The sequence below is a fragment of the Flaviflexus salsibiostraticola genome, from assembly GCF_003952265.1.
GTDB lineage: Bacteria > Actinomycetota > Actinomycetes > Actinomycetales > Actinomycetaceae > Flaviflexus > Flaviflexus salsibiostraticola.
The window spans coordinates 1,986,704-2,009,956 of sequence record NZ_CP034438.1 but is presented as its reverse complement, the minus strand read 5'-3'; the positions used below and the strand labels follow the sequence as shown (position 1 = coordinate 2,009,956).

Below are 23,253 nucleotides of genomic sequence, written 5' to 3'. Positions count from 1 at the left end.
TCATTCGACCGGACGGCTGTCGAGCGTCTCGGCGCCGACCGTCTCCAGCCACTCGTCGAGCGTGTCCCCCTCATACGCATCCGCAAGCGAGTCGATGTCGCCTGGGAGCACAATCGATTGCCCGTCATGCGACCATCCGGTCCCACCGTGCGGGCTCGAGAAGAACGTCGTCTCAGAGCCCTCGACACGGGCAAGAAGGTCGAGGAGAAGAAGGTGGGCTGCTGCCCCACGGCGCCCGTCGACCGTCACGTGTTCGGCCACGGCCCGCATCACCTCGGCGCGCTGGCCCGGGCCCGCCGACCGCAGGGCGTCGGCGACGCCGGCCAGGTAGGCCTGCTGCCGGCGCACCCTGTCGAAGTCCCCACCCGGCAGAGCCGCCCTCTCGCGCACAAAGTCAAGGGCTTCGCCGCCGACGAGCTCGACCGGGCCGTCCGCCGTGTCGACGGTGATGGGCCCGAGGATCTCCGAGACCGCGACGAATGCATCGAAGTCGAGGGTGACGGTGTGGTCGACTGTCGTCGAGTAGATCGAACCCACCGTGTCGGCGAGAAGCTCATCGCCGCCGAAGGCGTAGGCGGCGTTGACCTTGCCCTCACCGTGGCCGGGGATCGTCACCCACGTGTCCCGATGGATCGACATGATGGATGAGTGCTCCCGCTCCGCGTCGGCGCGCATGAGCAGGATGACGTCGGCCCGCTGTGAGCCGGTGTCCTCATCGAGTCCGACGAGGAGGACAGTGAGCGGCTCAGATTGAGGATCCGAATCGGGCGCTGACTCAGATGGGGAGGGAGACACCGACTCCGTGGCGGGGGATGCGGCCTGCTCCGGGAGCTCCTCCCCACCGCACGCCGCCAGAAGCAGCACGCCGACGAGGAGGAGGGCTCTACGCATTGTCGGCGATGACGCGGAAGCGTTCGATGACGATGTCGACTCCCTCGGGGGCCGAGTCGCGCACCTGCGCCCAGTCGCCGGCATCCTCGCCGTCGCCGTCGAGCTCCGCCTGTGTGTGGACGGAGACCTCGGTGGTCCGCAGGAGTGCGGCCGGTGTCCCGTCCTGCCACAGCAGGATCGACAGTCCGCCCACCTCGGGGAGGACCTCATGCTGGGTGGCGAGCGAGGCGAGCACCGTCGTCCCGTTCTTCAGGGCCGCGGCAACGCTCGCGTCGTCCATCGACCACGTCGGGGGCATGAGGGCGGAATCGCGATCAGGCCCGGTCACGACCTCCAGCTGGTTGATCCGCGCCTTGAGGATGGCGCGGTTCCAGAACGCTTCGATCCTGTCAGTCATCAGCTGGATTCTCGGTTTCGGCTTCGATCTTCTTCTCCATCGCCTCAGCCTCGGCGGCGGCCTCGGCGAGCTTCTTCACCGCATCCGAATGATCGAGCGACTTCTGGATGTACTGGGTGGTGAGGATCCGGGAGAGGGAGTTGATCATGAGGAGCGCGCCGACCCCGGCGCCCCAGCGGCCCTTCCGCCCCTTCGCCTGGAGAGAGCCGACGAAGACGGAGCCGCCGACCGCGGCCTGAATCGACGCGAGGGCGTTCATGAGCCCCGGGTTGTCGAGGTACAGCCTGCGGTAGTTCTCCCACAGCTTCGGCTTGGCGACGCCATGGCCGGAGATCTCGAGGGCGATGACCTCGCGGATCGTCTCCGACAGCGACGCCTGCTTGAAGACCTCCGCGTCGGGGATCTCGCTGACGTCCATCCGGCCCTCGAGCACGTCGAGGATCTCGGGACCCAGGCCCATGGCCTGGATGAAGAACGCAGGGCCCATGACCTTCGAGGACAGGAGCGCCTTGCGGACCTCGATGGCGGAGCCGTGCTTCGATTCGAGGACGCAGCGCAGCGCAATCGCTCCGGCGCCAAGATGCTCGTCGGCGAACTCCATCGCCGCCCCGTGCTCAGTCATCCAGTCCATGACCGGCAGCTGCTCATCCCACGTCCACGTGAGCACCCGCTGGTTGTCGAGACCGATTGTGAGGATGGGAGCCCCCTCCCCCTGGGTCCGCAGGGTGAGGTGGAAGACCGGTCGGGGGAAGATCATCTTCTTCACGTCCACCGCGCGGGCGGCGACGACTGCCCGGAGGTTCCCGTGGGGGATGACCGCCATCGGCACCTTGGTAACGGCGGCAAGCGCCGGAAGCTCGGCGAGAGCCAGGTCGCTCAGCATGAGGATCGGGACGTCGGGCAGCTCCTCGTCGGTCCCTTCGGACTCTGCGGGCTCACCGTCCGTCTCGCCTCCCTCGACCTCGAGGGTCTCCGCGGCGTCGTCCTCCTCGAAAACGGCGATGTCGGCCTCGACGTCGGGAGCGACGGAGCCGAGGTTGATGTCGCCGTACCGGACCTGATCCTCAATGATGATCTGAACCTTGCGGAGCTTCGCGTCCATCGTGTCGACAAGCTCGGACAGGGGCATGCCGGGATGGACGTAGCCGTCATCGTCGAGGAGAGCGACACGGCGTCGACGGCCGGTGACGGCGAGCTCGATCTCGTAGTGGCCGTTCTCGATGTTCTTCCCGCGCGCAAGGACCCGCTCCTCGGCGAAGAACTGCTGGAACGCTTTCTCGTCGAAGAGATGCGGGTCAAGCCCGTAGATATCCCCGCTGACGGGGCGCCACATCGTCATTGTCCTGCCTTCCTTCGGCGGCGGTCGACTTCGTAGAGGGCGATCCCGGTGGCGACTGCCGCGTTGAGCGACTCCATCTCACCAGAGATCGGAATCGAGCACACCTGGTCGCACGTGTCACGCACGAGCCGCGACAGTCCCCGACCCTCGGAGCCGGTGACGAGGACGAGCGGCATATCGGCCAGCTCGAGATCGTCGAGAATGACGTCCCCCTCGCCGGCGAGGCCCACGATGAAGTAGCCGCGCGACTTGAGGTTGTTGAGGGTGCGCACGAGGTTCGTCTCACGGGCGACGGGGACGCGGGCGGCCGCGCCTGCCGACACCTTCCACACCGTCGCGTTGACGCTCGCCGAACGGCGCTCGGTGATGAGAACGGCATCGGCGTCGAACGCCGAGGCCGACCGCAGCACAGCACCGAGGTTGTGCGGATCGGTGATCGAATCGAGGGCGAGGATGAGACCCGTCCGCCCCGACGCCTCGATGTCGGCGGTGACCGTGTCGATGTCGGTGTAGTCATAGGGCGGGACCTCGATGGCGATGCCCTGGTGGGCTGCCTTCTCCGTCATGACATCGAGGTGGCCGCGGCTGACCTCGATGACGGGGGCACCCCGGTCGGCGGCCTCGCGGGCCGCCTCCTCCATCCGCTCGTCCACCGCTCCGGAGACGATGAAGACCCGGGTGAGGGGGACGTCGGCTCGGACCGCCTCGACGACTGCGTTGCGGCCGACGATGAGCTCATGGCCGGGCTCGAGCTTGAGATAGGAGGGCAGCTTGCCGCCGGCGCGTGCGATCTTGATCGCCTCAGCCTTCCGCTCCTGCTCCTCCTTCGCCTTCTTCTTCGCGTAGGCGGGGTGGTACTCGCGGTCGACGGCCTTCGGCGTAGGGCCACGGCCCTCGAGGCGGCGCCTGCGGACACCACCGGAACCGACCTTGGGGCCCTTCTTGCGGGCGGGCTGATGGTTGCTCATGAGTTCTCCTTGACGTGCCAGCGCACGCCGTCTGCGCTGTCTTCGACGATGATTCCAGCTTCCGCAAGAGTGTCGCGAAGACTGTCGGCCAGCGACCAATCCTTATCGGCGCGGGCCTGTGCGCGGCGGTCGAGCACGTCCTGGACGAGCACGGCCAGTGCGTCGCTGTTCGAGCTGCCGCTGCTGCCGAGCCACTGCTCGGAGCGCGGGTCGAGCCCGAGCACGTCGAGCATGGCCCGGATGGTGAGCTGCGCGTCAGCGACCGCGACATCGTCGCGAGCGCCGAGGGCGACATTCGCCTTCGTCACGTGGTCGTGGATGACGGCCATGGCCGCCGACACGTTGAGGTCGTCGTCCATCGCCTCCCGGAATTCTGTCGGCAGCTCATCGGCGGTGAGCGAGGCGACGCGTGCCGCGTCCGCCTCGCCGACGGTCTCGGAGGCTCGGGCGAGGAAGCCGGACAGGCGTTCCCAGTTCGAGGAGGCCTCCGAGAGGGTGGTGGGCGAGAACGCGACGGTCGACCTGTAGTGGACCGTCGTCAGTGCGAAGCGCAGCACGGGGGCCGGGACGGTCTTAAGGATCTCGGAGACGATGAGGGAGTTGCCGAGTGACTTGCTCATCTTCTCGCCGTCGACGGTCACCCACGCATTGTGCATCCAGTACTTCGCGAAGTCCCTGCCTGCGGCGTGGGACTGGGCCTGCTCGTTCTCGTGGTGGGGGAAGCGGAGGTCGATGCCGCCCCCGTGGATGTCGAAGGCATCGCCGAGGTAGCGGCCCGCCATGGCCGAGCACTCGATGTGCCAGCCCGGCCTGCCGCGGCCCCACGGGCTGTCCCAGGCGGCCGTCTCCGGCTCGCCCTCCTTCGGCGCCTTCCACAGGGCGAAGTCGTGCGGGTCCCTCTTGTCCGGCTCCGTCTCCTCCTCGTCAACACTCATGTTCGAGAGGTCCTGACGCGTGAGCGAGCCGTAATCCGGCAGGGAGCGGACATCGAAGTAGACGTTGCCCGGGCTGCCGACATAGGCGTGGCCGCGATCGATGATCGCGGCGATGAGGTCGATCATGTCGGTGATGTGCCCGGTCGCCCGTGGCTCGTACGTCGGCGGCAGGACGCCGAGCGCGCGGTAGGCGGCGGCGAACTCCTGCTCGAAGCGGTACGCCCACGCCCACCATTCCCAGTCGGCCTCGGCCGACTTCGCGAGGATCTTGTCGTCGATGTCGGTGACGTTCCGAACGGTCGTGACCCGGTATCCGGAGCGGGTGAGCCAGCGCGTGAGGACGTCAAAGGCGAGCGCCGACCGCAGGTGCCCGATGTGGGGGGCACCCTGCACTGTCGCGCCGCAGAGGTAGATGCTGGCGCGGCCGGGCACGCGGGGCTCGAACACGCGCTGGGATTTTGCTGCCGAATCATGAATTTCCAGAGTCACACGTCTAGGCTACCTGGCCCGGGGGCTCAACCGACACGCCACGGTGCGATTCTTTTCGCTGTTGTCCACCTCCCGTTCACCCATCCGGGCTACGGTGCTCCAATGAGCACTACGCCAGGATCGACACGCGGGCGGGTCACAGCATGGGCGCTGTGGGACTGGGCCTCGGCCGCGTTCAACGCCGTCGTCACAACCTTCGTCTTCTCCGTCTATATCGCCAATGCCGATCTCTTCGGCGACAGCGCGAATGCGTCCCTCGGCTGGACGATGACGGCGGCCGGCATCTTCGTCGCCATCATCGCCCCCGTCGTCGGCCAGTGGACGGACCGCAGCGGCAAGAGGCGCGGCCTCATCGCCTCGACGACCGCGATCACCATCATCGCGACCGCGGCGCTCGCCCTGGTTCGCCCGGAGGAATCGTACCTATGGCTGGGACTGCTTCTCCTCGCCGTCGGCAACGTCGCCTTCGACACGGGCTCGGTCGTCTACAACGCGATGCTCGCCGACATCTCCACCCCAAAGACGATCGGCAGGATCTCGGGTATCGGCTGGGGGCTCGGCTACGTCGGCGGCATCGTCCTCATGCTCATCCTCTACGTCGGCGTCATCGGCCCCGAGGTGGGCTGGTTCGGCGTCACCTCCGAGGACGGGATGAATATTCGCGTCGCGATGATCCTGTGCGCGGTGTGGACGCTCGTCTTCTCTCTCCCGCTCATGCTCACCGCGTCGGACACCGCACCGAAGACGACCGAGCGGATCGGCATCATCGGCTCCTACCGGCAGCTCTTCGCCTCGATCGCCCGCCTGTGGCGCAGAGACCGGTCGATCGTGTGGTTCCTCATGGCCTCCGCCATCTACCGCGATGGGCTCGCCGGTGTCTTCGCCTTCGGCGGTGTCCTCGCCGGTGAGGCATTCGGCTTCAGCTCGGGCGAGGTCCTCATCTTCGGCATCATCGCCAACCTCGTGGCCGGCATCGCCACGATCTCCTTCGGCTACGTCGATGACAGGATCGGCTCGCGCCCGGTCATCCTCTTCTCGCTCGGCTCGATGGTCGCCCTCGGCCTCGCGATCTTCTTCCTCCACGACCAGGGCCAGCTGGTGTTCTGGATCGCGGGCCTCCTGCTCTGCATCTTCGTCGGCCCCGCCCAGTCGAGCTCCCGCACCTACCTTGCCCGCATCATCCCCCCGGGCGAGGAGGGAGAGATCTTCGGTCTGTACGCGACAACCGGCCGCGCCGTCTCATTCCTCTCCCCATTCATGTACTCGACATTCATCATCCTCGGTGCCACCCTCCTCGACTCCTCGAAGCGGGAGGCCGCCTACTTCGGCATCCTCGGCATCGTCCTCGTCCTCCTCATCGGCTTCGTCTCCTTCATCCTCGTCCGGCCCGCCGAGCAGAAGCTTCGGTACGACACCGTGGGCTCCTCGCCGGGAAACATCGGCTGATCCGGTCACGGTAGAGCGGAGCAGAGCCGCCCTCCCTGCGGCCAGACCGCCGGGAGGGCCACTCACCCTGGCCCCGCGCCCACGCCGGCCGGCGTGACGCAGTCCCGAGAGGCCAGTGGTCGACCGACTGGTCCCACCCTTTCGTCGACTGTGTTGGCCGGTGCCTCGGATCGATCCTTCTGCGGACCGAGTCCTCGTGATCCATCGCGGCCGCAGGACATGCGCTTACGTTCTGGAACGCTCGCGCGCGGCGGCGGGATATCAGTCGGTGAGCAGGGCTGTCGCAAGGGCGCCGATGCCCTCGATGCGGCCGAGCGCGCCCAGGCCATCAGTTGTCGTGGCGGCGATGAGAACGGGCGCGCCGACGATCGCACTCATGGCCTCCTGGGCCTCGAGCCGGCGGGGCGCGAAGCGCGGCTTCTGGCCGATGATCTGGATGGAGATGTTGGCGATCTGCCAACCATCCTCGCGCACGAGGCGGACGGCCTCGCCGAGGAGAGCCGATCCGGAGGCGCCTGCCCACTCGGGGCGGTCCGTGCCGAAGACGGTGCCGAGCTCGCCGATCCCGGAGGCGATGAGGAGGGCGTCCGCGGCCGCGTGGGCAGCAACATCGGCGTCGCTGTGGCCGGCGAGCCCGCCCGTGGGCGCGAACTCGAGGCAGGCGAGCATGAGGGGCCGAGGCTCGTCGGCAAAGGCGTGGACGTCGAGCGCGGTTGCCACCCTCATCGCCGCTCCCCTGTCAGGCCTGCATCGCGGAGGTGGACACGCTCCTGCTCCTCGAGGAGCAGCTCCGCGAGCTTGAGATCGAGGACGGTCGTGATCTTGACTGCCATGTGGCTGCCTTCGACGAGCACGACGGAATGGCCGAGGTGCTCGACCAGGCTGGCATCGTCCGGCGCCCCCTCTTCGGCGGGCCATTCGACCCGGTGGGCGTCACGGAGGATGTCGCCGCGGAAGCCCTGCGGGGTCTGGACCGCGCGGAGCACTCCCCGATCGAGGGTGTCGACGACGGGTTCATAGGGCCCGCCGGGCACGACCTCCTTGATGGTGTCGGTGACGGGGATGGCGGGCACGGCACCGGCGTGGCCGGCCGCGACCGCGTCGCGGACGCGGATCATGACGGAGGGCGGGGTCAGGCATCGCGCCGCATCGTGCACGAGGACGATGTCGGCGTCCGGCACCGCATCGAGGCCGGCTTTGACGGAGATCTGTCGGGTCGAACCTCCGGCGACAAGAGTGACCTCGGGGCCGACGAGGCCCGCGAAGATATCATCGGTGCCGGGAGGGATCGTCACGACCACACGGTCGGCGATGCCGGAGGCGGCGACGCCATCGAGAGCATGTTCTATGAGGGAGCGCCCTGCCAGGGGGACGAGCGCCTTCGGCATGTTGAACCCGAGTCGGGTGCCCATGCCTGCGGCCGTCACGACAACGGCGGTGGTCACGTCAGCCGAGAATCTCGTCGAGGAGGTCCGATGCCTCGTCCTCGTCGATGTCCTTCGCGAGGGCGACCTCGGAGCCGAGGATCTGACGGGCCTGGGTCAGCATGCGCTTCTCACCTGCAGACAGGTGGCGGTCCTCGTCGCGGCGCGTGAGATCGCGGACGACCTCGGCGACCTTGATGACATCGCCGCTCGTCAGCTTCTCACCGTTGGCCTTGAACCGGCGTGACCAGTTCTGCGGCTCCTCGGCGGCCTCCGACCGGAGAACCTCGAAGACCTCTTCGAGCTGAGCCTCATTGGAGACGTCGCGGACGCCGACATCTTCGATGCTGGCGGCGGGAACCTTGATGACCAGGTCACCCTGGATGACTCGAAGCGTCAGGTACCGGAGCTCTTCGCCGTCGATCACCTTAGTTTCGATATCTTCGATGTACGCAGCCCCATGGTGAGGGTAGACAACAGTCTCGCCGATCTTGAGCGACATAAATGGACAGCCTTTCACGGAATGAGCCCGACTAGGCACCTATTCTACCACCTCGGGCACTAGCGGCTTCGGGCAGATGCTGGTTTTCCCCGTGTTCATGCCGCACTCCGAGGAATTAGGCTACCCTTGGTAACTGACTTAGGAGGATCTGTGAACCTACTGCGATCGATCGCCGCCGGGGGCGCGCTGTTCATGCTCGCGTCGTGCAACCTGACGACCGAGGCCATCACCCAGATGCCATACGCACCCTCGGACGGCATCCGCGTCCACCTCGAATCCGATGTCATCTTCGAGAACCTCATGGTCGTCTCGGATGGATCCGGTTCGGGCGTGCTCTACGGATCGATCAGCAACCGCAGCGCCGAGGATGTTGAGGCCGTCATCTCCTCCGACGACATCGACGAGACCTTCTCCGTCGACGCGCGCGACTCCATCAACCTGGGAACGATGCAGGATATCGAGGACGGCTCCCTCATCACCCTCGAGGGTGACTTCGCGCCGGGCTCGAATCTGCGCGCCACGGTGAGCGGCGGTGGCGCCCAGTCGCCCGCCGCCATCCCCGTTATCTCCGCCTGCTCAACCGATTACGTCGATGCGTTCCCGTTCGAGGCCGACTGCGACTGAGTGGCCTCCAGTTCGTGACGAAGCGTGAGGCCGGGGCTGACGCCCCGGCCTCATCCTGTCAGCCGCAGGCTCAGTCCGAGACGAGCTTGTAGCCGAGCCCGCGCACGGTCTGAAGCATGGTGGGCTTCGACGGCTCCACCTCGATCTTCGAGCGGAGGCGCTTGACGTGGACGTCGAGGGTCTTCGTGTCACCGATGTAGTCCGGGCCCCAGATTCTGTCGATAATCTGCGCGCGGGTGAGGACACGGTCGGGGTTCCTCATGAACAGCTCGAGCAGCTCGAACTCTCGCAGCGGCATGGCCGCCTTCTCCCCGTCGATCGCGACCTCGTGGCGGTCCGTGTTCATCGCAACCCGGCCGACCCGCAGGGTCGACTCGCGTGAGTCCTCCTCCTCGGCCGCACCCCGGCGGAGGACCGCCTTGATCCGGGCGACGAGCTCACGGTAGGAGTAGGGCTTCGTCACGTAGTCATCGGCGCCGATCTCCAGCCCCACAACCTTGTCGATCTCCGAGTCCTTCGCGGTCAGCATGATGACGGGGACGGACGACTTCTGGCGGATCTGCCGGCATACTTCGGTGCCCGACAGGCCGGGCAGCATGAGGTCGAGCAGGACGAGGTCGGGACGGGCGCGCTCGAACCTGTCGACGGCCTCCTGGCCGTTGCCCACGGCGACGACATCATATCCGTCGCGGTTGAGCTTGAAGGTGAGAGTATCGCGGTAGGCCGCCTCGTCTTCAACGAGGAGAATCGTTGTCATTGTTCCTCTTGTTCGGTGTCCGGCGCGTACGCCTCGGGGATGATGAAGGTGAAGGTCGAACCCTTGCAGGGCTCGCTCCAGAGCTCGATGCGGCCGCCGTGGTCCGCCGCGACATGTTTGACGATGCTGAGACCGAGGCCCGTGCCGCCCTCCTCGCGGGTGCGTGCATCATCGCCCCGGAAGAAGCGCTCGAAGACGCGCTCCCGCAGCTCCGGGGGGATGCCGACGCCCTGGTCGACGACGGCGATGCGGACATCACCCTCGAAGCACGTGACACCGACGGATACGCGCCCGCCCCGGTTCGAGTAGCGGATCGCGTTGTCGACGAGGTTGCGCACCGCGGTCGTGAGGAGCGGCCTGTCGCCGAACACCTGGGCGTCCGGCGCCTGCGCCGAGGCGAGAATGATGCCGCGGCTCTCCGCCTCGATCCGGCACCGATCGATCGCCTCGGCGACGACATCATCGACGGAGACCAGCTCACCGTGGGCGATGGCGGCGCCGTCCTGGACCCGGGACAGCTCGATGATGTCCTGGACGAGGGAGGCGAGCCGGACCGATTCGCGCTGCAGCTGGGCCGAGAATGCGACGACGTTCTCCGGTTCGTCGGCGACGTCCTGGATCGTCTCCGCCAGGAGCCCAATCGCGCCGATCGGGGTCTTGAGCTCGTGGGAGATGTTCGCGACGAAGTCGCGCCTCGTCTCCTCGAGCCGCTTCGCCTCGGTTGTGTCGAAGAAGAGGATGAGCGTGCGGTTCCCGCTCATGGGCGCGATGCGGATCGAGAGGACGATGCGCCCGGTGTTCGCGAACGACCGGCGGAGCGACAGCTCCATGTCCTTCGGCTCCCCCGCCGCGGTGACCTCGTGGACGGCTGCGACGATCTCCGATCGGATGATCCGCGAGCCCCGGACGAGGCCGAGGGAGTAGGCGATGGTCGAGGCCCGTTCAACGTCGCCTGCGGCGTTGAGAAGGATATGGGCCTGGGGGACGGCCGTCAGCACGGACTGGATGTCGCTGTCGGCGACTGAGGCGGAGACGGTGTCGATCTCCTCGACGCTCGTCATCGACCGGTTGAGCGCCCACATGGCGACCACGCCGATGACGATGCCCGCGAGCGCGGCGACGAGGAGCTGCACGATACCGATGTCTGGCATGGGTCCAGGATAGACATGTTTCAACGGGCCCACCGAGACCGCCCATAGCCTCATCACGAGCGTTCACCAGAAGATCACGGGGCGTTAACCTCGGTATGATGGGGTGACCGAGGAAAACCGTCGACCACGGCGGACAGCCCTTCGAAACACCAGGAGTCAATGTGCGCGAGATCTTCAGGCAGGAAATGCAGCAGCTCGGCGACGACCTGCTCAAGCAGGGTCGCGAAGCCGCCCGATCAATGGAGCGCGCGACACAGTCGCTCAAAGACGCGAACATCGCGCTCGCCGAGCAGGTCATCGATGCCGACAAGCGGATCGATGCGCTCGAGCGCAACCTCGACGAGATGGGGATCTCGGTCCTCGCCCGCCAGGCGCCCGTCGCGGCCGACCTACGCACCGTTGTCTCGGTTCTGCGCATCTCGTCCACCCTTGAGCGCATGGGCGATCTTGCCAGGCACGTGGCCTATGTCGCCCGTGGCCGTTACCCCGAGCGCGTCAACTCGGGCCCCATCTACGACCTTCTCGTCGAGATGGCCGAGCACGCGACGGTCGTCGGCCAGCGCGTCGCCCAGCTTCTCGACACGCACGATCTGTCGCTGGCCGAGATGATCGAGGAGGAGGACAACGTCCTCGACGCGCTGCACCACAAGTCGTTCTCCCTCATCCTCGACGAGTCGCTCGATCTCTCCCGCCAGGAGATCATCGACGCAGTCCTCCTCGCGCGCTACATGGAGCGCTTCGGCGACCATGGCGTGTCGATCGCCCGCCGCATCACCTTCCTCGTGACCGGCCACATCGCCGAGCGCGATGAGACCATCCGTGAGATCGCGGAGGCCGCGGAGGAGCAGCGCTGAGCGCTTGAGCGCCTGATGAGGCTCTGAGAACAGAGGGAGAGGCCCAGTTCATTCGAACTGGGCCTCTCCTCTACTGTCTGGTGCTACTTGCCCTGGTTGGCGACGGCCGCGATGGCGGCCTCGGCTGCCTCCGGGTCGAGGTAGGTGCCGCCGGGGGTGATCGGCGCCAGGTTCTCATCGAGCTCGTAGTAGAGCGGGATGCCGGTCGGGATGTTGAGGCCCGAGATCTTCTCGTCGGAGATGTTGTCGAGGTGCTTGACGATGGCGCGCAGCGAGTTGCCGTGCGCGGCGACGAGGACGGTCTTGCCGGACTTCAGGTCCGGGACGATCTCCTCATCCCAGTAGGGAAGGAGACGCTCGAGGACGTCCTTGAGGCACTCCGTCGCGGGGATCGGCTCGCCCGCGTAGCGCGGGTCGGTGTCCTGCGAGAACTCGGAGCCGGCCTCGATCGGGGGCGGCGGCACGTCGTAGGAGCGGCGCCACTGCATGAACTGCTCTTCGCCGTACTCGTCGCGGATCTGCTTCTTGTCCTTGCCCTGGAGAGCGCCGTAGTGACGCTCGTTGAGACGCCAGCTGCGCTTGACGGGGATCCAGTGGAGGTCGGCGACGTCGAGTGCGAGGTTGGCGGTCGAGATCGCCCTGCGCAGGAGCGAGGTGTGGAGGATCTCGGGGGTGACGCCGGCTTCGGTGAGCAGCGTGCCGCCGCGCTTCGCCTCTTCCACGCCCTTCTCGGACAGCGGGACGTCGACCCAGCCGGTGAACAGGTTCTTTGCGTTCCAATCGCTCTCGCCGTGGCGGAGCAGGACAAGTTTGTAGACCATATATCTATCTTTCCATGTGTGATGTCGTGGATTCGGGACCGCGGGCCTAGCCTGCCTGCTCGTCCGGATGAGACTCTGCCGCCTCCAGCGCGTCCAGCTCGGCCTCTGCCTTACGTTCGAGACGGTCGGAGTTCATGACGAGCTTCATGACCGCCGCGAAAGCGCCGAGGGCGAGGATGGAAGGCAGGACTGCGAGTAGGTTCTCCACGCGGACCATCCTACCGGTCGAGCGCATCGAGAACAGAGCGGACCAGGGCGGCGTCCAGCTGGCCCGGAGCCGACTCTCCCCCAACGGTGCCGAAGGTTGCCGCGGATCCGCAGGCGTGGGCCGCGAGTCGGCTCCAGGCGGCGTCGTGGCCCATGGAGATCGAGATGATGGGGACGCCGAACCGGCCGTGCAGGCCCCTGCTCAGCTCCATCTGCCGCCACGTGTCATCCGCGTGGGCGGGTTGGAAGGCCACCTTGAGGAGGTCGGCCTCCGCCTCGACCATCTCCTCGAGAATCTCAATGATCTCGACGTCGCGCGGCGTCTCTTTGAAGTTGTGGTGTGAGGCGATGACGGGGATGCCGTGATCGTGGGCAACGGGGAAGATCTGGAAGGCGGAGGAGCGCTTGATCTCAACATCGAGGACGTCGAAGCCCATGGCCGCGATCTTCATGGCCGCAGCGGCGTAGTCGTGGCCCGTGCCCGGGAATCGGCCGCCCTCACGGTCGGAGCGGACCGTGGCGATCGTCGGGAGCTCGGAGTCGGCAAGGATATCGGCGCACGAATCCCAGTCCTCCGAGAGATCGGCCCGCCATTCGATGATGTCGGCGCCGGCGGCGCTCGCGCGCTCGGCCAGGCCGGAAATCTCGCCCGGCGCGCCGAAGACCGGCACGATCAGTGCGGGCTTCGTCCCTGTCAATGCGCCCGGTAGACGCGGTTCCATTGCTCCTCCTGCCTCCGACGGCTGCCTGCCGCTCCACGGCCCTGCGGCCTCATGTCTCAGTTCTATCGGACGCGATGGTCCTGTTCGTAGAGGCGAACGTCCCTCAAGCGACCGTGAGCTCCCCCATGTCATCCCAGTCATCGCCCTCGATCTGGCGGGAGATGATCTTCGGAGTGGCGGTCAGGTACTGCGGGAACTCCTCCTGCATCGTCTTGAAGTGGTCCGACTGAACGTGCGGGCCGGCGGCATCGTCCTCGAAGCCCTCGACGAGGACATACGTGGTCGGGTCGGTGAGGGAGCGCGACCATTCGAAGAACTTGTTGCCGGGCTCGGCCAGGGTCGCCTCGGTGAAGTCGGCGGAGATCTCTCCCCAGCGGTCGGCGTACTCGGGCTTGACGGGGAACTTGACGACGATGAAGATCACGATTCTCTCCTTCTGACCTCCCCCTGCGGGAGGATCCACTTCTCACGGTATGTCACGGATATCCCGGCAGGACCCTCATTTCGCCCACCGGGCAACGGTCGGCGGAGCCTCCACCTCCCCCGCGGCGCCCTGGGCGTCACTCCCGTGGCTGCCGGCTCGCACCCGGCCTGCCGGACCCGCTCGGGCACTGCCTGCTCGGTGCGGGAATATTTCGAGATGGACCGCGTTAGCCCTAGTAGTTCAAATTTAAATTACTTCTTCAGAGGTGCAGGAGAGAGCATGCAGTTCGGAATTTTCACCATCGGCGACATCACGACGGACCCGACGACCGGGGAGACCCCCACGGAGAATGCCCGCATCAAGGCCACGGTCGAGATGGCGAAGCACGCGGAGGATGCCGGCTTCGACGTCTTCGCAACGGGGCAGCACCACAACCCGCCGTTCGTGGCGCCCGGCAACCCGCCGACCCTGCTCGCCTACCTCGCCGCGCAGACCGAGAGGATCATCCTCTCGACCGCGACCACCCTCATCACCACCATGGACCCGGTCCGTCTCGCCGAGGACTACGGATACCTCCAGCACCTGGCCGACGGCCGTGTCGACCTGACGCTGGGCCGCGGCAACACCGGCCCCGTGTACCCGTGGTTCGGCAAGGACATCCGCAGCGGCATCCAGCTCGCCGTCGAGAACTACAACCTCCTCTACCGCCTCTGGCGCGAGGAGAACGTCGACTGGCAGGGCCAGTTCCGTACGCCCCTCAACAACTTCACGGTGACGCCGCGGCCCCTCGACGACGTCGCCCCGTTCGTCTGGCACGGGTCGATCCGGTCGCCTGAGATCGCCGAGCAGGCCGCCTACTACGGTGACGGCTTCTTCCACAACAACATCTTCTGGAACAAGGAGCACGTCGTCCAGATGGTGCGGCTCTACCGTCAGCGGTACGAGTACTACGGCCACGGCAAGGCCCACCAGGCGTACGTCGCGCTCGGCGGCCAGGCCTTCATGCACAAGAACTCCCAGGAGGCGGTCCGTCAATTCAGGCCGTACTTCGACAATGCTCCGGTCTATGGCCACGGCCCGTCACTCGAGGACTTCTCGAAGATGACACCACTGACAGTCGGCTCCCCGCAGCAGGTCATCGACCGAACGCTCGAATTCCGCGAGTGGGTGGGCGACTACCAGCGCCAGATGTTCCTCATCGACCATGCAGGCCTCCCCCAGAAGACCGTCCTCGAGCAGATCGACATGTTCGGTGAGCACGTCCTGCCCGTCCTGCGCGAGGAGTTCGCGAAGAACCGCCCGGCCGATGTGCCGGAGGCCCCGACGCACGAGTTCCTCGTCGAGCGCGCCAGGCGCGGCGAGGCTCCCGTTGCCGGCGGCAGGGAGGGCTCGCGCGCCTGGCAGGACGCCCAGGAGCGCCTGGAGAAGCTTGAGGCAGCCGCTGCCGCACAGGGAGGCAACTGATGGACTACGACGCCGCATTTGAGAACACCGATCCGTTCACGCCGGAGGCCCGCCATATCGCCGTCGTCTCGGGCGGGCTGGGCGACCCCTCGCAGTCGCGGATGCTGGCCGACAGGCTGGCTGAAGCGACGACGGAAGCGCTCTCACGATCCGGGGTCGTGCCCGAGGTCCACGTCATTGAGCTCCGGCTCCTCGCCACCGCCATCTCCGACGCCCTCATCGCCCACAACAACTCCCCCGCACTGCAGGACGCCATCGACCAGGTCCTGCAGGCGGACGGAGTCATCGCCGTCACCCCGACCTTCAAGGCCTCCTACTCAGGTCTGTTCAAGTCGTTCTGGGATCTGATCGACGAGGAGGAGTTCGCCGGCACCCCCGTGCTCCTCGGGGCAACGGGCGGCACCGCCCGCCACTCCCTCATCATCGACCAGGCGATGCGGCCGCTGTTCGCCTACCTCAAGGCGGTGACCGCTCCTGTCTCCGTGTTCGCGACTTCCGACGACTGGGGTGAGGCCCAGGGCGCTGCCGAGTCCACGAAGACGGAGCCGATCCACGTGCGGATCGCCAGCGCCGGAGAGAGCCTCGCGGCCCTCCTCGAGGGACGGCCCTCCCGGCCCCGCAGGAAGACATCGGCCGCGGACGAGCTCGAGGTGATTCCCTTTGAGCAGCTCCTCAACGGTTAGCCTGTGGTCGCGCGCGGCGACCCCTGACCATCGCGAGGTCGACACGCCGCGCCAGGCGTGGAGGGCCTATTGGGAGGCGACAGCCCTCCTGCGGGACCGCCTCGAGAAATCCTTGAAGGATGAGACGGGCCTGCGATTGACCGACTATAACCTGCTCCTCCTCCTCGTCGAGGCGGGCGGGTCGATGAGGATGGGCGAGCTCGCGAACCGGATGGTCTTCGCGCCGTCCCGGATCACATACCGCGTCCGCGACCTGGCCGACCGAGGTCTCGTCATCAGAGAGTCCGAGGATGCCGACAGGCGGGGCGCCCTCGCCACGATCACCGACGAGGGCCGCCGGGTCTTCCGCGCCGCCGCCCAGCTCCACTCGTGTCAGGTTGAGGAGTACTTCCTCAACCACCTGTCGCCCGGTGACGCCGAGGTCCTGCTCACTGTCTTCACCGCCGTCGGCCAGAACCTCGACACCACCGCCTGACGACTCGCAGAACCCGGGGTTGGCGCTGGGCATGCAGAGCCAACCCCCTCCACGAACAGTCCGCCCGCCTGAATGACAGGCGGGCGGACTGGTGTTGCAGTCGAGGAGCGCTGACTCCTGGAGGCGGCTCAGAGAATGGCCTTGCCCCTCTGCTCCGGGAGGAAGAAGGCCGCGCCCGCGGCTATCGCGAACGCGATAGAGAAGATCGTGAAGACGAGGACGTTCCCGCCGAGCGACAGGAAGACCGGGACGAGCAGCGGGGTGATGATCGAGGCGATGCGGCCGAAGCCTGCGGCCGCACCCGTGCCCGTGCCGCGCACTGTAGTCGGGTAGAGCTCCGGGCCGATCGCGTACAGTGCGCCCCAGGCACCGAGGTTGAAGAAGCTCAGCATCATGCCGGCTCCAATGATCTGCCAGTCAGCGGCCGCCTGTCCGTAGAGGACTGCGGCGAGCGCCGAGCCGGCGAGGAAGATCGCAAGCGTGCTGCGCCGGCCGATCCTCTCGATGAGGTAGGCGGCGACGAAGTACCCCGGCAGCTGGGCGAGGGTGATGATGAGGGTGAACTCGAACGACTTGATGAGGGAGAAGCCCTGCGCGGTCAGCAGGGACGGGATCCACGTGAACGCGCCGTAGTAGGAGAAGTTGATCGCGAACCAGATCGTCCACAGCGCGGCGGTCCGCTTCCTCATGGTCCGGGACCAGATCGTCTCGCTCTTGTCGGGCTGGGGCACCGCCAGCCGCTCGGCGTCCTCGGCCGACTGGACTGTCGGACCCGCATACGCATAGTCGGGACCCGCCGATTCCTCGAAGTCCTGAACGATTCCCTCCGCCTCGTCATACTTCCCCTGCGTCTCGAGGAAGCGGACCGATTCGGGCGTATGGAGACGGATGATGAGGGCGTACAGCGCGGGGACAGCTCCGATGAGGAGGCCCCAGCGCCACCCGTCATCGGAGCCCGCGACGACGAAGTAGCCGATGAGGGCTGCGGCGATCCAGCCGAGCGCCCAGAACGCCTCGAGCCAGACGATGACCCGGCCGCGGATGTTCTTCGGCGCGAACTCCGACATGAGGGTGGAGGCGACCGGCAGCTCCGCGCCGAGGCCGAGGCCGACGATGAAGCGGAAGATGAGGAGCACGGCAACAGATCCGACGAGTGCCGAGGCTCCCGTTGCGAGACCGTAGATGAGAAGAGTCAGGGCGAACACGGATCGGCGGCCGATCTTATCGGCGAGAAGGCCACCGAAGGTGGCGCCGATGGCCATACCGATGAAGCCGACCGAGATGATCCATGATCGCTCCGCGTCCGTCAGCCCCCACTGCTCCGCGAGCGCGGCGACGACGAAGGAGATGAGACCGACGTCCATCGCATCCAGCGCCCAGCCGACGCCCGAGGTGCCGAGAAGCTTGCCGAGTTTCTTCGTGAACGGGAGGCGCTCAAGGCGCTCCGATCGGGACAGGACGTCCTGCATCTGTTCATCCTCGGTTTCCATGGGGCCCTTCGATCTCGTATCCACGGCAGAGCGCACGACAAGTGAGCGCCCAGCCCTCGATGGAGAGCCTACTCGCTCCGTCTCGTGCGACTGCTCGCGGCGCAGGAATCCTTCACATGGTGAATACGTGGGCCCCGTGTTGCCAGCATTCAACCGGAATGACCCACGAAAAACGAGGACCAGACTGCCCTCAGCAGCCTTTAATTCACGATAGATACCGTTTCAATACGCGACAAGAACCGAAGGTATCAAAAGAGAACCGAAAGTAGTACGCCTACCCTAGGCTTAAGTCCCACTATCAACGCAGGTCAGGGGCCTACAGTGAAGTCACGACATTACTTCCCAAGTGTCATAGTTGGCGAGGCCCGTCCCGATCGGACGGGCCTCGTTTTGTCCTCTGGCAGTGCCACGACGCATCGGATGTTGTCTCTCAACGAGAAAACTCGGCGCCACCCACCTATCCTGGCCGCATGGCAGCAATGAAGCTCGTCTCCCTGGTCGCGGCCGCAGCCTTGGCACTGAGCGCCTGTGGCGCCGACGAATCCGACACAGCCCAACCTTCGGAACCTCAGACGTCAGACTCCGACTGGGACCGCACGGAGCCCGCCACACAGCCGACGGCCACCATACCCCCGCCTGACGATGGATCCCCACCACCGGACGGGGATGTCGCCCCGGGGCCTGATGGTGCTGTGCCGCCTGAGGTCATTCCGTTCGGCAGCGCCGCCTATCGGTCGACATTCGTGGAGGGTGAGTTCGAGCCGTTCCAGTGGGCGCCGACCCTTGTTGCCGTCGAGTGCGGGGCCACCGCAGCCCCCGCCCTCAATGAGGAGTACCGAGCAGAAATTGTCGATCCACTCATCCTCCGAGTCGGCGAGGAGATCTGCACCGCGACCGTCAGCTACGAGAACATCGGCACCATCCCCGGCCGGCCAACCCCGCCGAGCGGCGTGGTTGTCGGCAATGGCCTGTATGGCGAGGGCGACCCTGCTCTCGTCACCATCAATGACCTCATGGTCGAGGAGGCACTTGGTGGTCTACTTGAGCCGCGCCAGTCCGTCGAGGTCGACACCCACCTCGTCGCTCCGTCAGGTTCACAGATTGAGTCCATCTACTTAGGGCCCGACGCATCGCTCATCGAGGTGTGGCTCGCGACCGACTGATGCGTACGGCCGATCATCGCGTCTACCGTGACGCTCGAGAGCCCGCCGGGCTCCGTAGACAGAGGTCCCCGACGCGGGCAGCACAACAGGATTGCGCACTCTCCTCCACGCACGTAACGGGCGCACTGACCCCCACGGCGACCGGCGCGCGTCACCAAACGAGCCAACATATTGACTTTTGATATTTTCATATCGACAATCGATATATGAACAATCGCACCGCTGTGATGCTGCTGAGGATTCTTCTGATCGGAGCCTTCGCGGCCACTCTGGCCCTCCAGGTCATCGCCCTCCCCTGGCTCTCGGGAGTCATGGCTGACGAGTACCCAGCGGAGGCGTACATGCGGTGGCCGATCCTGGCGCTTGCCATTCTGGGGCTTGGCTGCGTCGAGGTGGGGATCGTCTGCACACTGCGACTCCTCGGCTTCACCCTGCGCGACGAGGTCTTCTCTCGCCAGGCATTGCGCTGGGTCGATGGCATCATTGGAGCGTTCCTCGCCGGCTCACTCGTCTGCCTGACTACCTTCGTCTATCAATCCACCACAGTGGCTGGGCCGCCTGGATGGATGCTCCTGCTGATCTGCGGAGTCCTCGCCGGAATCGGACTGGCTCTGCTCATGGTCGTCATGCGCAGTCTTCTCCTCCAGGCAACAAGCCTGCGCGCCGAACTGGACACGGTGATCTGATGAGCATCGTCGTTCGCATCGACGTCCAACTCGCCAAGCGGAAGATGTCTGTCAACGAGTTCGCCGAGCGGGTCGGAATCACGCCGGCCAATGTCTCCGTCCTCAAGAACGGGCGCGCCAAGGCGGTGCGTTTCAGCACGCTCGCAGCGATGTGTGAAGTCCTCGAGTGTCAGCCCGGCGATCTGCTGGAGTGGGTGCCGGACGAGGGCAGCTGAGCGACGAGTGTCAGTCACGGCCTCGCGACCGTCAGCTCAGGAGCGTCCTGTCCGACAGTTCGGCACCACGGATGCTCGAGAAGGCGGTGAGCAGGTCCTTGACCGTCATCGACTTCTTCTTCGCGCCGGCGACATCCATGATGATGCTGCCCTCGTGCATCATGATGAGGCGGTTGCCCATCGACAGCGCCTGCTCCATGTTGTGGGTGACCATGAGGGTGGTGAGGCTGTGCCGCTCGACGAGGTCGACAGTCAGCTTCGTGACCGAGGCGGCCCGCTGCGGATCGAGCGCCGCCGTGTGCTCATCGAGCAGGAGGACCTTGGGGTGCGTAAAGGTCGCCATGAGCAGGGAGAGCGACTGCCGCTGCCCGCCCGAGAGCAGGCCGACCCAATCGTCGAGGCGATCCTCGAGCCCCTGCTCGAGTGAGGCCAGCTGCTCCTTGAAGTAGTCGCGGCGGCCCTTCGCGACCGCCCGGCGCACGCCGCGGCGCTTGCCGCGCATGTAGGCAATGGCGAGGTTCTCCTCGATCGTCATATGTGGCGCCGTGCCCGCTGACGGGTTCTGGAACACGCGGCCGATGTAAGCCGCCCGCTGGTAGTCCGTCAGCTTGGTGACGGCGCGTCCATCGATCTCGACCGAGCCCGTGTCCGGCTTGATCGAGCCGGAGACGATATTGAGGAGGGTCGACTTTCCGGCGCCGTTCGAGCCAATAACGGTGACGAAGTCCCGCTCCTTGAGCTCGAGGTCGACGTCGACGAGCGCGCGGCGCTCATTGACCGTGCCGGGGAAGAACGTCTTGTTGATGCCGGTCAGGTGAAGCATCAGAGTGCCTTTCCGGGAACATTCGCGCCCGGTGCGGGCGCGTCGGGATCTGCCGGGGCGACCGGCGCAGGGACCGCGGCCGCTTCGCTCGAGTCACCGCCGGTCGACACCTTGAAACGCGAGGGCACCCGCTTGAAGAGCTTCATCTGCGGCAGGACGAGCGCAAGAACGACGAGCACGGCGGAGATGAGTTTCATGTCGTTGGGGTTCAGGCCCGCCTCGAGCGCGAGCTGAATGACGATGCGGTAGAGCACCGCGCCGAGGACGACCGCCGTCGCCGCGCGGAAGACCGTGAGTCGGCCGAGGATCGCCTGGCCGATGATGACGGAGGCGAGACCGGCGACGATCATGCCGATGCCCATACTGACGTCGGCGAAGCCCTGATACTGGGCGATGAGGCTGCCGGAGAGGGCCACAAGACCATTCGACAGTGCGAGGCCGAGGATCTTCTGCGTATCGGTCGACACCCCGAAGGAGCGGATCATCTCCGCGTTATCCCCCGTGGCCCGCATGGCGAGCCCGAGGTCGGTGTGGAGGAACCAGATGATGATGATAAGAACGACGAGGGCCACGGGCGTGAGGATGGCGGGGCCAGCCCACGATCCGCTTCCCATCTGGCCCGACTCACGCAGGCCCGAGAACAGCGTGTCCTCGCGCAGCAGCGAGATATTGGCGGCGCCCATGATCCGCAGGTTGATCGAATAGAGACCGATCTGCGTGAGAATGCCGGCGAGCAGCCCGTCGATGTTCGCCTTCGTGTGGAGGAGCCCCGTGATAGAGCCCGCCATCATCCCCGCGACGAAGGCGGCGACGGACGCGACGAGCGGGTGGTAGCCGTTGACGATGCCGACAGCCGCGACCGCGGCACCGGTCGTGAAGCTTCCATCGACCGTCAGGTCGGCGAATTCGAGGATCCTGAACGTGAGATAGACGCCGAGCGCCATGATGGCGTAGAGCAGTCCAAGTTCAACGGCGGTGACCATTCAGGCTCCTTCCACGATAGAGGCGGGCGCATGTGCGCCCGCCTCCACGAGATTATTCGATGATGTTCTCAGGTTCCGCACGGTCGATGACCGCCTGCGGAATGGTGACGCCCATGCGCTCCGCGGCGTCGAGGTTGAGGTAGACGAGCAGGTCCTGCTGCGTCTCCACCGCCATCGATGCCGGATCGGCGCCGTCGACGAGGATGCGGACCGCCATTTCGCCCGTCTGGTAGCCGAGATCGTAGTAGGAGATGCCGTAGGTGGCGAGGCCGCCGTTGGCGACCGAATCGCCCTCCGCCGGGTAGACGGGGATGCCCTTGCTCTCGCCGACCTGGAGGACAGAGTCGAGTGCGGAGACGACCGTGTTGTCGGTCGGTACGTAGATCGCATCAACGTCGAGGGAGTTCGCTGCCTGCTGGACCTCGGAGGTGTTGATGACCGTGGCCTCCTCGACGGTGATGTCGAGATCGGCGGCGGCCTCCTTCACCCAATCGACCTGCACCTGCGAGTTCGGCTCGCCCGAGTGGTAGATGACGCCGATCGTCTCGACATCAGGATCGATCTCCTTGATGAGGCCGATCTGCTCCTCCACCGGGTTCGCGTCGGAGGTGCCGGTGATGTTGCCGCCCGGGGCGTCCAGCGTGTCGACGAGGCCGGCGCCGGCCGGGTCGGTCACGGCGGTGAACAGCACCGGGATGTTGGTGACGGACTGTGCGAGGCCCTGTGCCATCGGCGTGCCGACCGCGAGCGCAAGATCGTAGTCGCGCGAGGCGACGGCGCCGGAGATGGAGGCGACGATGGTCTGATCGTTGTTGGCGTTCTGGTCATCGAACGTGACATCGAGGCCAGCGTCCTCGATTGCATCCTTGAATCCCTGGATCGACGCGTCGAGCGAGGCGTGGGTGACGATCTGGGTGACGGCGATGGAGTAGGACTCCCCGCCGGCAGCGGTGGTCTCGGAGTCGGAATCGGAGTCGGAGCCGCATCCAGCGAGTACAAGCGCAGCGCTGGCCGCGAGTGCGAGCAGGTGTCGCGTCTTCTTCACGGTGTGTCCTTTCGTGGGAGCATTCGCCATCAGACGGGGATCGGACCGCATTGTCTTGATCCATGTGTTTGACCGACGACACGGCGAGCGTGTAACTCCACATAGTAGAAGGCCGCCCAGGGGACGGGATGACCGTCCCATTCTGTGAACAGCCTGAGGACGCTCGAGAGGTGCTTTGTCCATGGGATCGCCGCTGGTGGCACGGTCAATTGATCGTGAAGCGAAAGAACGAGCAGCGTCGTCGGAGGCGAGAGATGCAGATTCCCCGCCACGGC

At 66.1% G+C, this 23,253-nt stretch carries 27 protein-coding genes; 9 read left to right on the top strand and 18 right to left on the bottom strand.

Annotated features, from left to right (window positions below; translation table 11 throughout):
- Genes EJO69_RS09345 through cysS form a run of 5 tightly spaced genes read right to left on the bottom strand, consistent with a single transcriptional unit; the run spans position 1 to position 5,019 of the window.
- Entirely contained in the window at positions 1 to 891 is an 891-nt protein-coding gene (locus tag EJO69_RS09345; protein WP_164519933.1) for an LCP family protein, read from the bottom strand.
- Positions 884 to 1,288 carry an ASCH domain-containing protein gene (locus tag EJO69_RS12365; protein ID WP_164519932.1) on the bottom strand — a complete coding sequence of 135 codons (405 nt, stop codon included), beginning with the start codon at positions 1,286 to 1,288 and terminating at the stop codon, positions 884 to 886. The genes EJO69_RS09345 and EJO69_RS12365 overlap by 8 nt, the downstream gene beginning before the upstream one ends.
- Positions 1,281 to 2,627 carry a hypothetical protein gene (locus EJO69_RS09340; protein ID WP_126041266.1) on the bottom strand — a complete coding sequence of 449 codons (1,347 nt, stop codon included), beginning with the start codon at positions 2,625 to 2,627 and terminating at the stop codon, positions 1,281 to 1,283. Before EJO69_RS09340 ends, EJO69_RS12365 begins: the two co-directional genes overlap by 8 nt.
- Positions 2,624 to 3,595 (bottom strand): 23S rRNA (guanosine(2251)-2'-O)-methyltransferase RlmB, encoded by a 972-nt coding sequence (gene rlmB, locus EJO69_RS09335; RefSeq protein ID WP_126041264.1) that lies wholly within the window; start codon positions 3,593 to 3,595, stop codon positions 2,624 to 2,626. The genes EJO69_RS09340 and rlmB overlap by 4 nt, the downstream gene beginning before the upstream one ends.
- Complete coding sequence (gene cysS / locus EJO69_RS09330) at positions 3,592 to 5,019, bottom strand: cysteine--tRNA ligase (protein ID WP_126041262.1); 1,428 nt, start codon at positions 5,017 to 5,019, stop codon at positions 3,592 to 3,594. The genes rlmB and cysS overlap by 4 nt, the downstream gene beginning before the upstream one ends.
- Positions 5,020 to 5,121: 102 nt before the next feature.
- Here cysS and EJO69_RS09325 point away from each other — a divergent pair, with 102 nt between their 5' ends.
- Positions 5,122 to 6,465, top strand: a complete 1,344-nt coding sequence (locus tag EJO69_RS09325; protein ID WP_126041260.1) for an MFS transporter — start codon at positions 5,122 to 5,124, stop codon at positions 6,463 to 6,465.
- Between the two features lie 261 nt (positions 6,466 to 6,726).
- On the opposite strand, the gene ispF is transcribed toward EJO69_RS09325, so the two are convergent.
- From ispF to EJO69_RS09310, 3 genes are read right to left on the bottom strand one after another with little or no spacing between them, the layout of a single operon-like run.
- Positions 6,727 to 7,191 (bottom strand): 2-C-methyl-D-erythritol 2,4-cyclodiphosphate synthase, encoded by a 465-nt coding sequence (gene ispF / locus EJO69_RS09320; protein WP_126041258.1) that lies wholly within the window; start codon positions 7,189 to 7,191, stop codon positions 6,727 to 6,729.
- Positions 7,188 to 7,910, bottom strand: coding sequence for a 2-C-methyl-D-erythritol 4-phosphate cytidylyltransferase (gene ispD, locus EJO69_RS09315; RefSeq protein WP_126041256.1), 723 nt, complete (start codon positions 7,908 to 7,910; stop codon positions 7,188 to 7,190). Before ispD ends, ispF begins: the two co-directional genes overlap by 4 nt.
- A 1-nt stretch (position 7,911) precedes the next feature.
- Positions 7,912 to 8,391, bottom strand: coding sequence for a CarD family transcriptional regulator (locus tag EJO69_RS09310; RefSeq protein ID WP_126041254.1), 480 nt, complete (start codon positions 8,389 to 8,391; stop codon positions 7,912 to 7,914).
- A 150-nt stretch (positions 8,392 to 8,541) separates the two neighbouring features.
- Between EJO69_RS09310 and EJO69_RS09305 the strand changes: the two genes are divergently transcribed.
- Entirely contained in the window at positions 8,542 to 9,015 is a 474-nt protein-coding gene (locus tag EJO69_RS09305) for a hypothetical protein (RefSeq protein WP_126041253.1), read from the top strand.
- Positions 9,016 to 9,085: 70 nt separating this feature from the next.
- Here EJO69_RS09305 and EJO69_RS09300 read toward each other — a convergent pair whose 3' ends face one another.
- The gene (locus tag EJO69_RS09300) at positions 9,086 to 9,772 is read right to left on the bottom strand and encodes a response regulator transcription factor (RefSeq protein ID WP_126041251.1); all 687 of its coding nucleotides are present in this window, start codon (positions 9,770 to 9,772) and stop codon (positions 9,086 to 9,088) included.
- Positions 9,769 to 10,923 (bottom strand): sensor histidine kinase, encoded by a 1,155-nt coding sequence (locus tag EJO69_RS09295; protein WP_164519931.1) that lies wholly within the window; start codon positions 10,921 to 10,923, stop codon positions 9,769 to 9,771. Before EJO69_RS09295 ends, EJO69_RS09300 begins: the two co-directional genes overlap by 4 nt.
- A gap of 161 nt (positions 10,924 to 11,084) precedes the next feature.
- On the opposite strand from EJO69_RS09295, the gene phoU reads away from it, so the two are divergent.
- Positions 11,085 to 11,777: a phosphate signaling complex protein PhoU gene (phoU, locus tag EJO69_RS09290; RefSeq protein WP_126041247.1), complete on the top strand. Its 693-nt coding sequence runs from the start codon at positions 11,085 to 11,087 to the stop codon at positions 11,775 to 11,777.
- An 83-nt stretch (positions 11,778 to 11,860) separates the two neighbouring features.
- Here the strand turns inward: phoU and EJO69_RS09285 are convergent, their stop codons facing one another.
- The 4 genes from EJO69_RS09285 to EJO69_RS09275 form a co-directional block, all read right to left on the bottom strand.
- Positions 11,861 to 12,598, bottom strand: a complete 738-nt coding sequence (locus tag EJO69_RS09285) for a phosphoglyceromutase (RefSeq protein ID WP_126041245.1) — start codon at positions 12,596 to 12,598, stop codon at positions 11,861 to 11,863.
- 46 nt (positions 12,599 to 12,644) lie between these two features.
- Complete coding sequence (locus tag EJO69_RS12360; RefSeq protein ID WP_164519930.1) at positions 12,645 to 12,806, bottom strand: hypothetical protein; 162 nt, start codon at positions 12,804 to 12,806, stop codon at positions 12,645 to 12,647.
- Between the two features lie 10 nt (positions 12,807 to 12,816).
- Positions 12,817 to 13,527 carry a type I 3-dehydroquinate dehydratase gene (aroD, locus tag EJO69_RS09280; RefSeq protein ID WP_164519929.1) on the bottom strand — a complete coding sequence of 237 codons (711 nt, stop codon included), beginning with the start codon at positions 13,525 to 13,527 and terminating at the stop codon, positions 12,817 to 12,819.
- A 103-nt stretch (positions 13,528 to 13,630) separates the two neighbouring features.
- On the bottom strand, positions 13,631 to 13,951 hold the full coding sequence (locus tag EJO69_RS09275; protein ID WP_126041241.1) for a putative quinol monooxygenase: 321 nt from the start codon (positions 13,949 to 13,951) through the stop codon (positions 13,631 to 13,633).
- Between the two features lie 279 nt (positions 13,952 to 14,230).
- On the opposite strand from EJO69_RS09275, the gene EJO69_RS09270 reads away from it, so the two are divergent.
- From EJO69_RS09270 to EJO69_RS09260, 3 genes are read left to right on the top strand one after another with little or no spacing between them, the layout of a single operon-like run.
- Positions 14,231 to 15,415: an LLM class flavin-dependent oxidoreductase gene (locus EJO69_RS09270; protein WP_126041240.1), complete on the top strand. Its 1,185-nt coding sequence runs from the start codon at positions 14,231 to 14,233 to the stop codon at positions 15,413 to 15,415.
- Entirely contained in the window at positions 15,415 to 16,098 is a 684-nt protein-coding gene (locus tag EJO69_RS09265; protein WP_126041238.1) for a CE1759 family FMN reductase, read from the top strand. Before EJO69_RS09270 ends, EJO69_RS09265 begins: the two co-directional genes overlap by 1 nt.
- Positions 16,076 to 16,573: a MarR family winged helix-turn-helix transcriptional regulator gene (locus EJO69_RS09260; RefSeq protein WP_211331409.1), complete on the top strand. Its 498-nt coding sequence runs from the start codon at positions 16,076 to 16,078 to the stop codon at positions 16,571 to 16,573. Before EJO69_RS09265 ends, EJO69_RS09260 begins: the two co-directional genes overlap by 23 nt.
- A 128-nt stretch (positions 16,574 to 16,701) precedes the next feature.
- On the opposite strand, the gene EJO69_RS09255 is transcribed toward EJO69_RS09260, so the two are convergent.
- The gene (locus EJO69_RS09255; protein ID WP_126041236.1) at positions 16,702 to 18,063 is read right to left on the bottom strand and encodes an MFS transporter; all 1,362 of its coding nucleotides are present in this window, start codon (positions 18,061 to 18,063) and stop codon (positions 16,702 to 16,704) included.
- 470 nt (positions 18,064 to 18,533) lie between these two features.
- On the opposite strand from EJO69_RS09255, the gene EJO69_RS09250 reads away from it, so the two are divergent.
- From EJO69_RS09250 to EJO69_RS09240, 3 genes are all read left to right on the top strand, one after another.
- Positions 18,534 to 19,226 (top strand): hypothetical protein, encoded by a 693-nt coding sequence (locus EJO69_RS09250; protein WP_126041234.1) that lies wholly within the window; start codon positions 18,534 to 18,536, stop codon positions 19,224 to 19,226.
- A 206-nt stretch (positions 19,227 to 19,432) separates the two neighbouring features.
- Positions 19,433 to 19,912 (top strand): DUF2975 domain-containing protein, encoded by a 480-nt coding sequence (locus tag EJO69_RS09245; protein WP_126041232.1) that lies wholly within the window; start codon positions 19,433 to 19,435, stop codon positions 19,910 to 19,912.
- Positions 19,912 to 20,127: a helix-turn-helix domain-containing protein gene (locus tag EJO69_RS09240; RefSeq protein WP_126041230.1), complete on the top strand. Its 216-nt coding sequence runs from the start codon at positions 19,912 to 19,914 to the stop codon at positions 20,125 to 20,127. Before EJO69_RS09245 ends, EJO69_RS09240 begins: the two co-directional genes overlap by 1 nt.
- Positions 20,128 to 20,158: 31 nt before the next feature.
- On the opposite strand, the gene EJO69_RS09235 is transcribed toward EJO69_RS09240, so the two are convergent.
- Genes EJO69_RS09235 through EJO69_RS09225 form a run of 3 tightly spaced genes read right to left on the bottom strand, consistent with a single transcriptional unit; the run spans position 20,159 to position 22,978 of the window.
- Entirely contained in the window at positions 20,159 to 20,950 is a 792-nt protein-coding gene (locus tag EJO69_RS09235) for an ABC transporter ATP-binding protein (RefSeq protein WP_126041228.1), read from the bottom strand.
- Positions 20,950 to 21,933 carry an ABC transporter permease gene (locus EJO69_RS09230; protein WP_126041226.1) on the bottom strand — a complete coding sequence of 328 codons (984 nt, stop codon included), beginning with the start codon at positions 21,931 to 21,933 and terminating at the stop codon, positions 20,950 to 20,952. The genes EJO69_RS09235 and EJO69_RS09230 overlap by 1 nt, the downstream gene beginning before the upstream one ends.
- 52 nt (positions 21,934 to 21,985) lie before the next feature.
- A complete protein-coding gene (locus EJO69_RS09225; protein ID WP_211331408.1) occupies positions 21,986 to 22,978 on the bottom strand; it encodes an ABC transporter substrate-binding protein in 993 nt (330 codons plus the stop codon).
- Positions 22,979 to 23,253 lie beyond the last annotated feature (275 nt).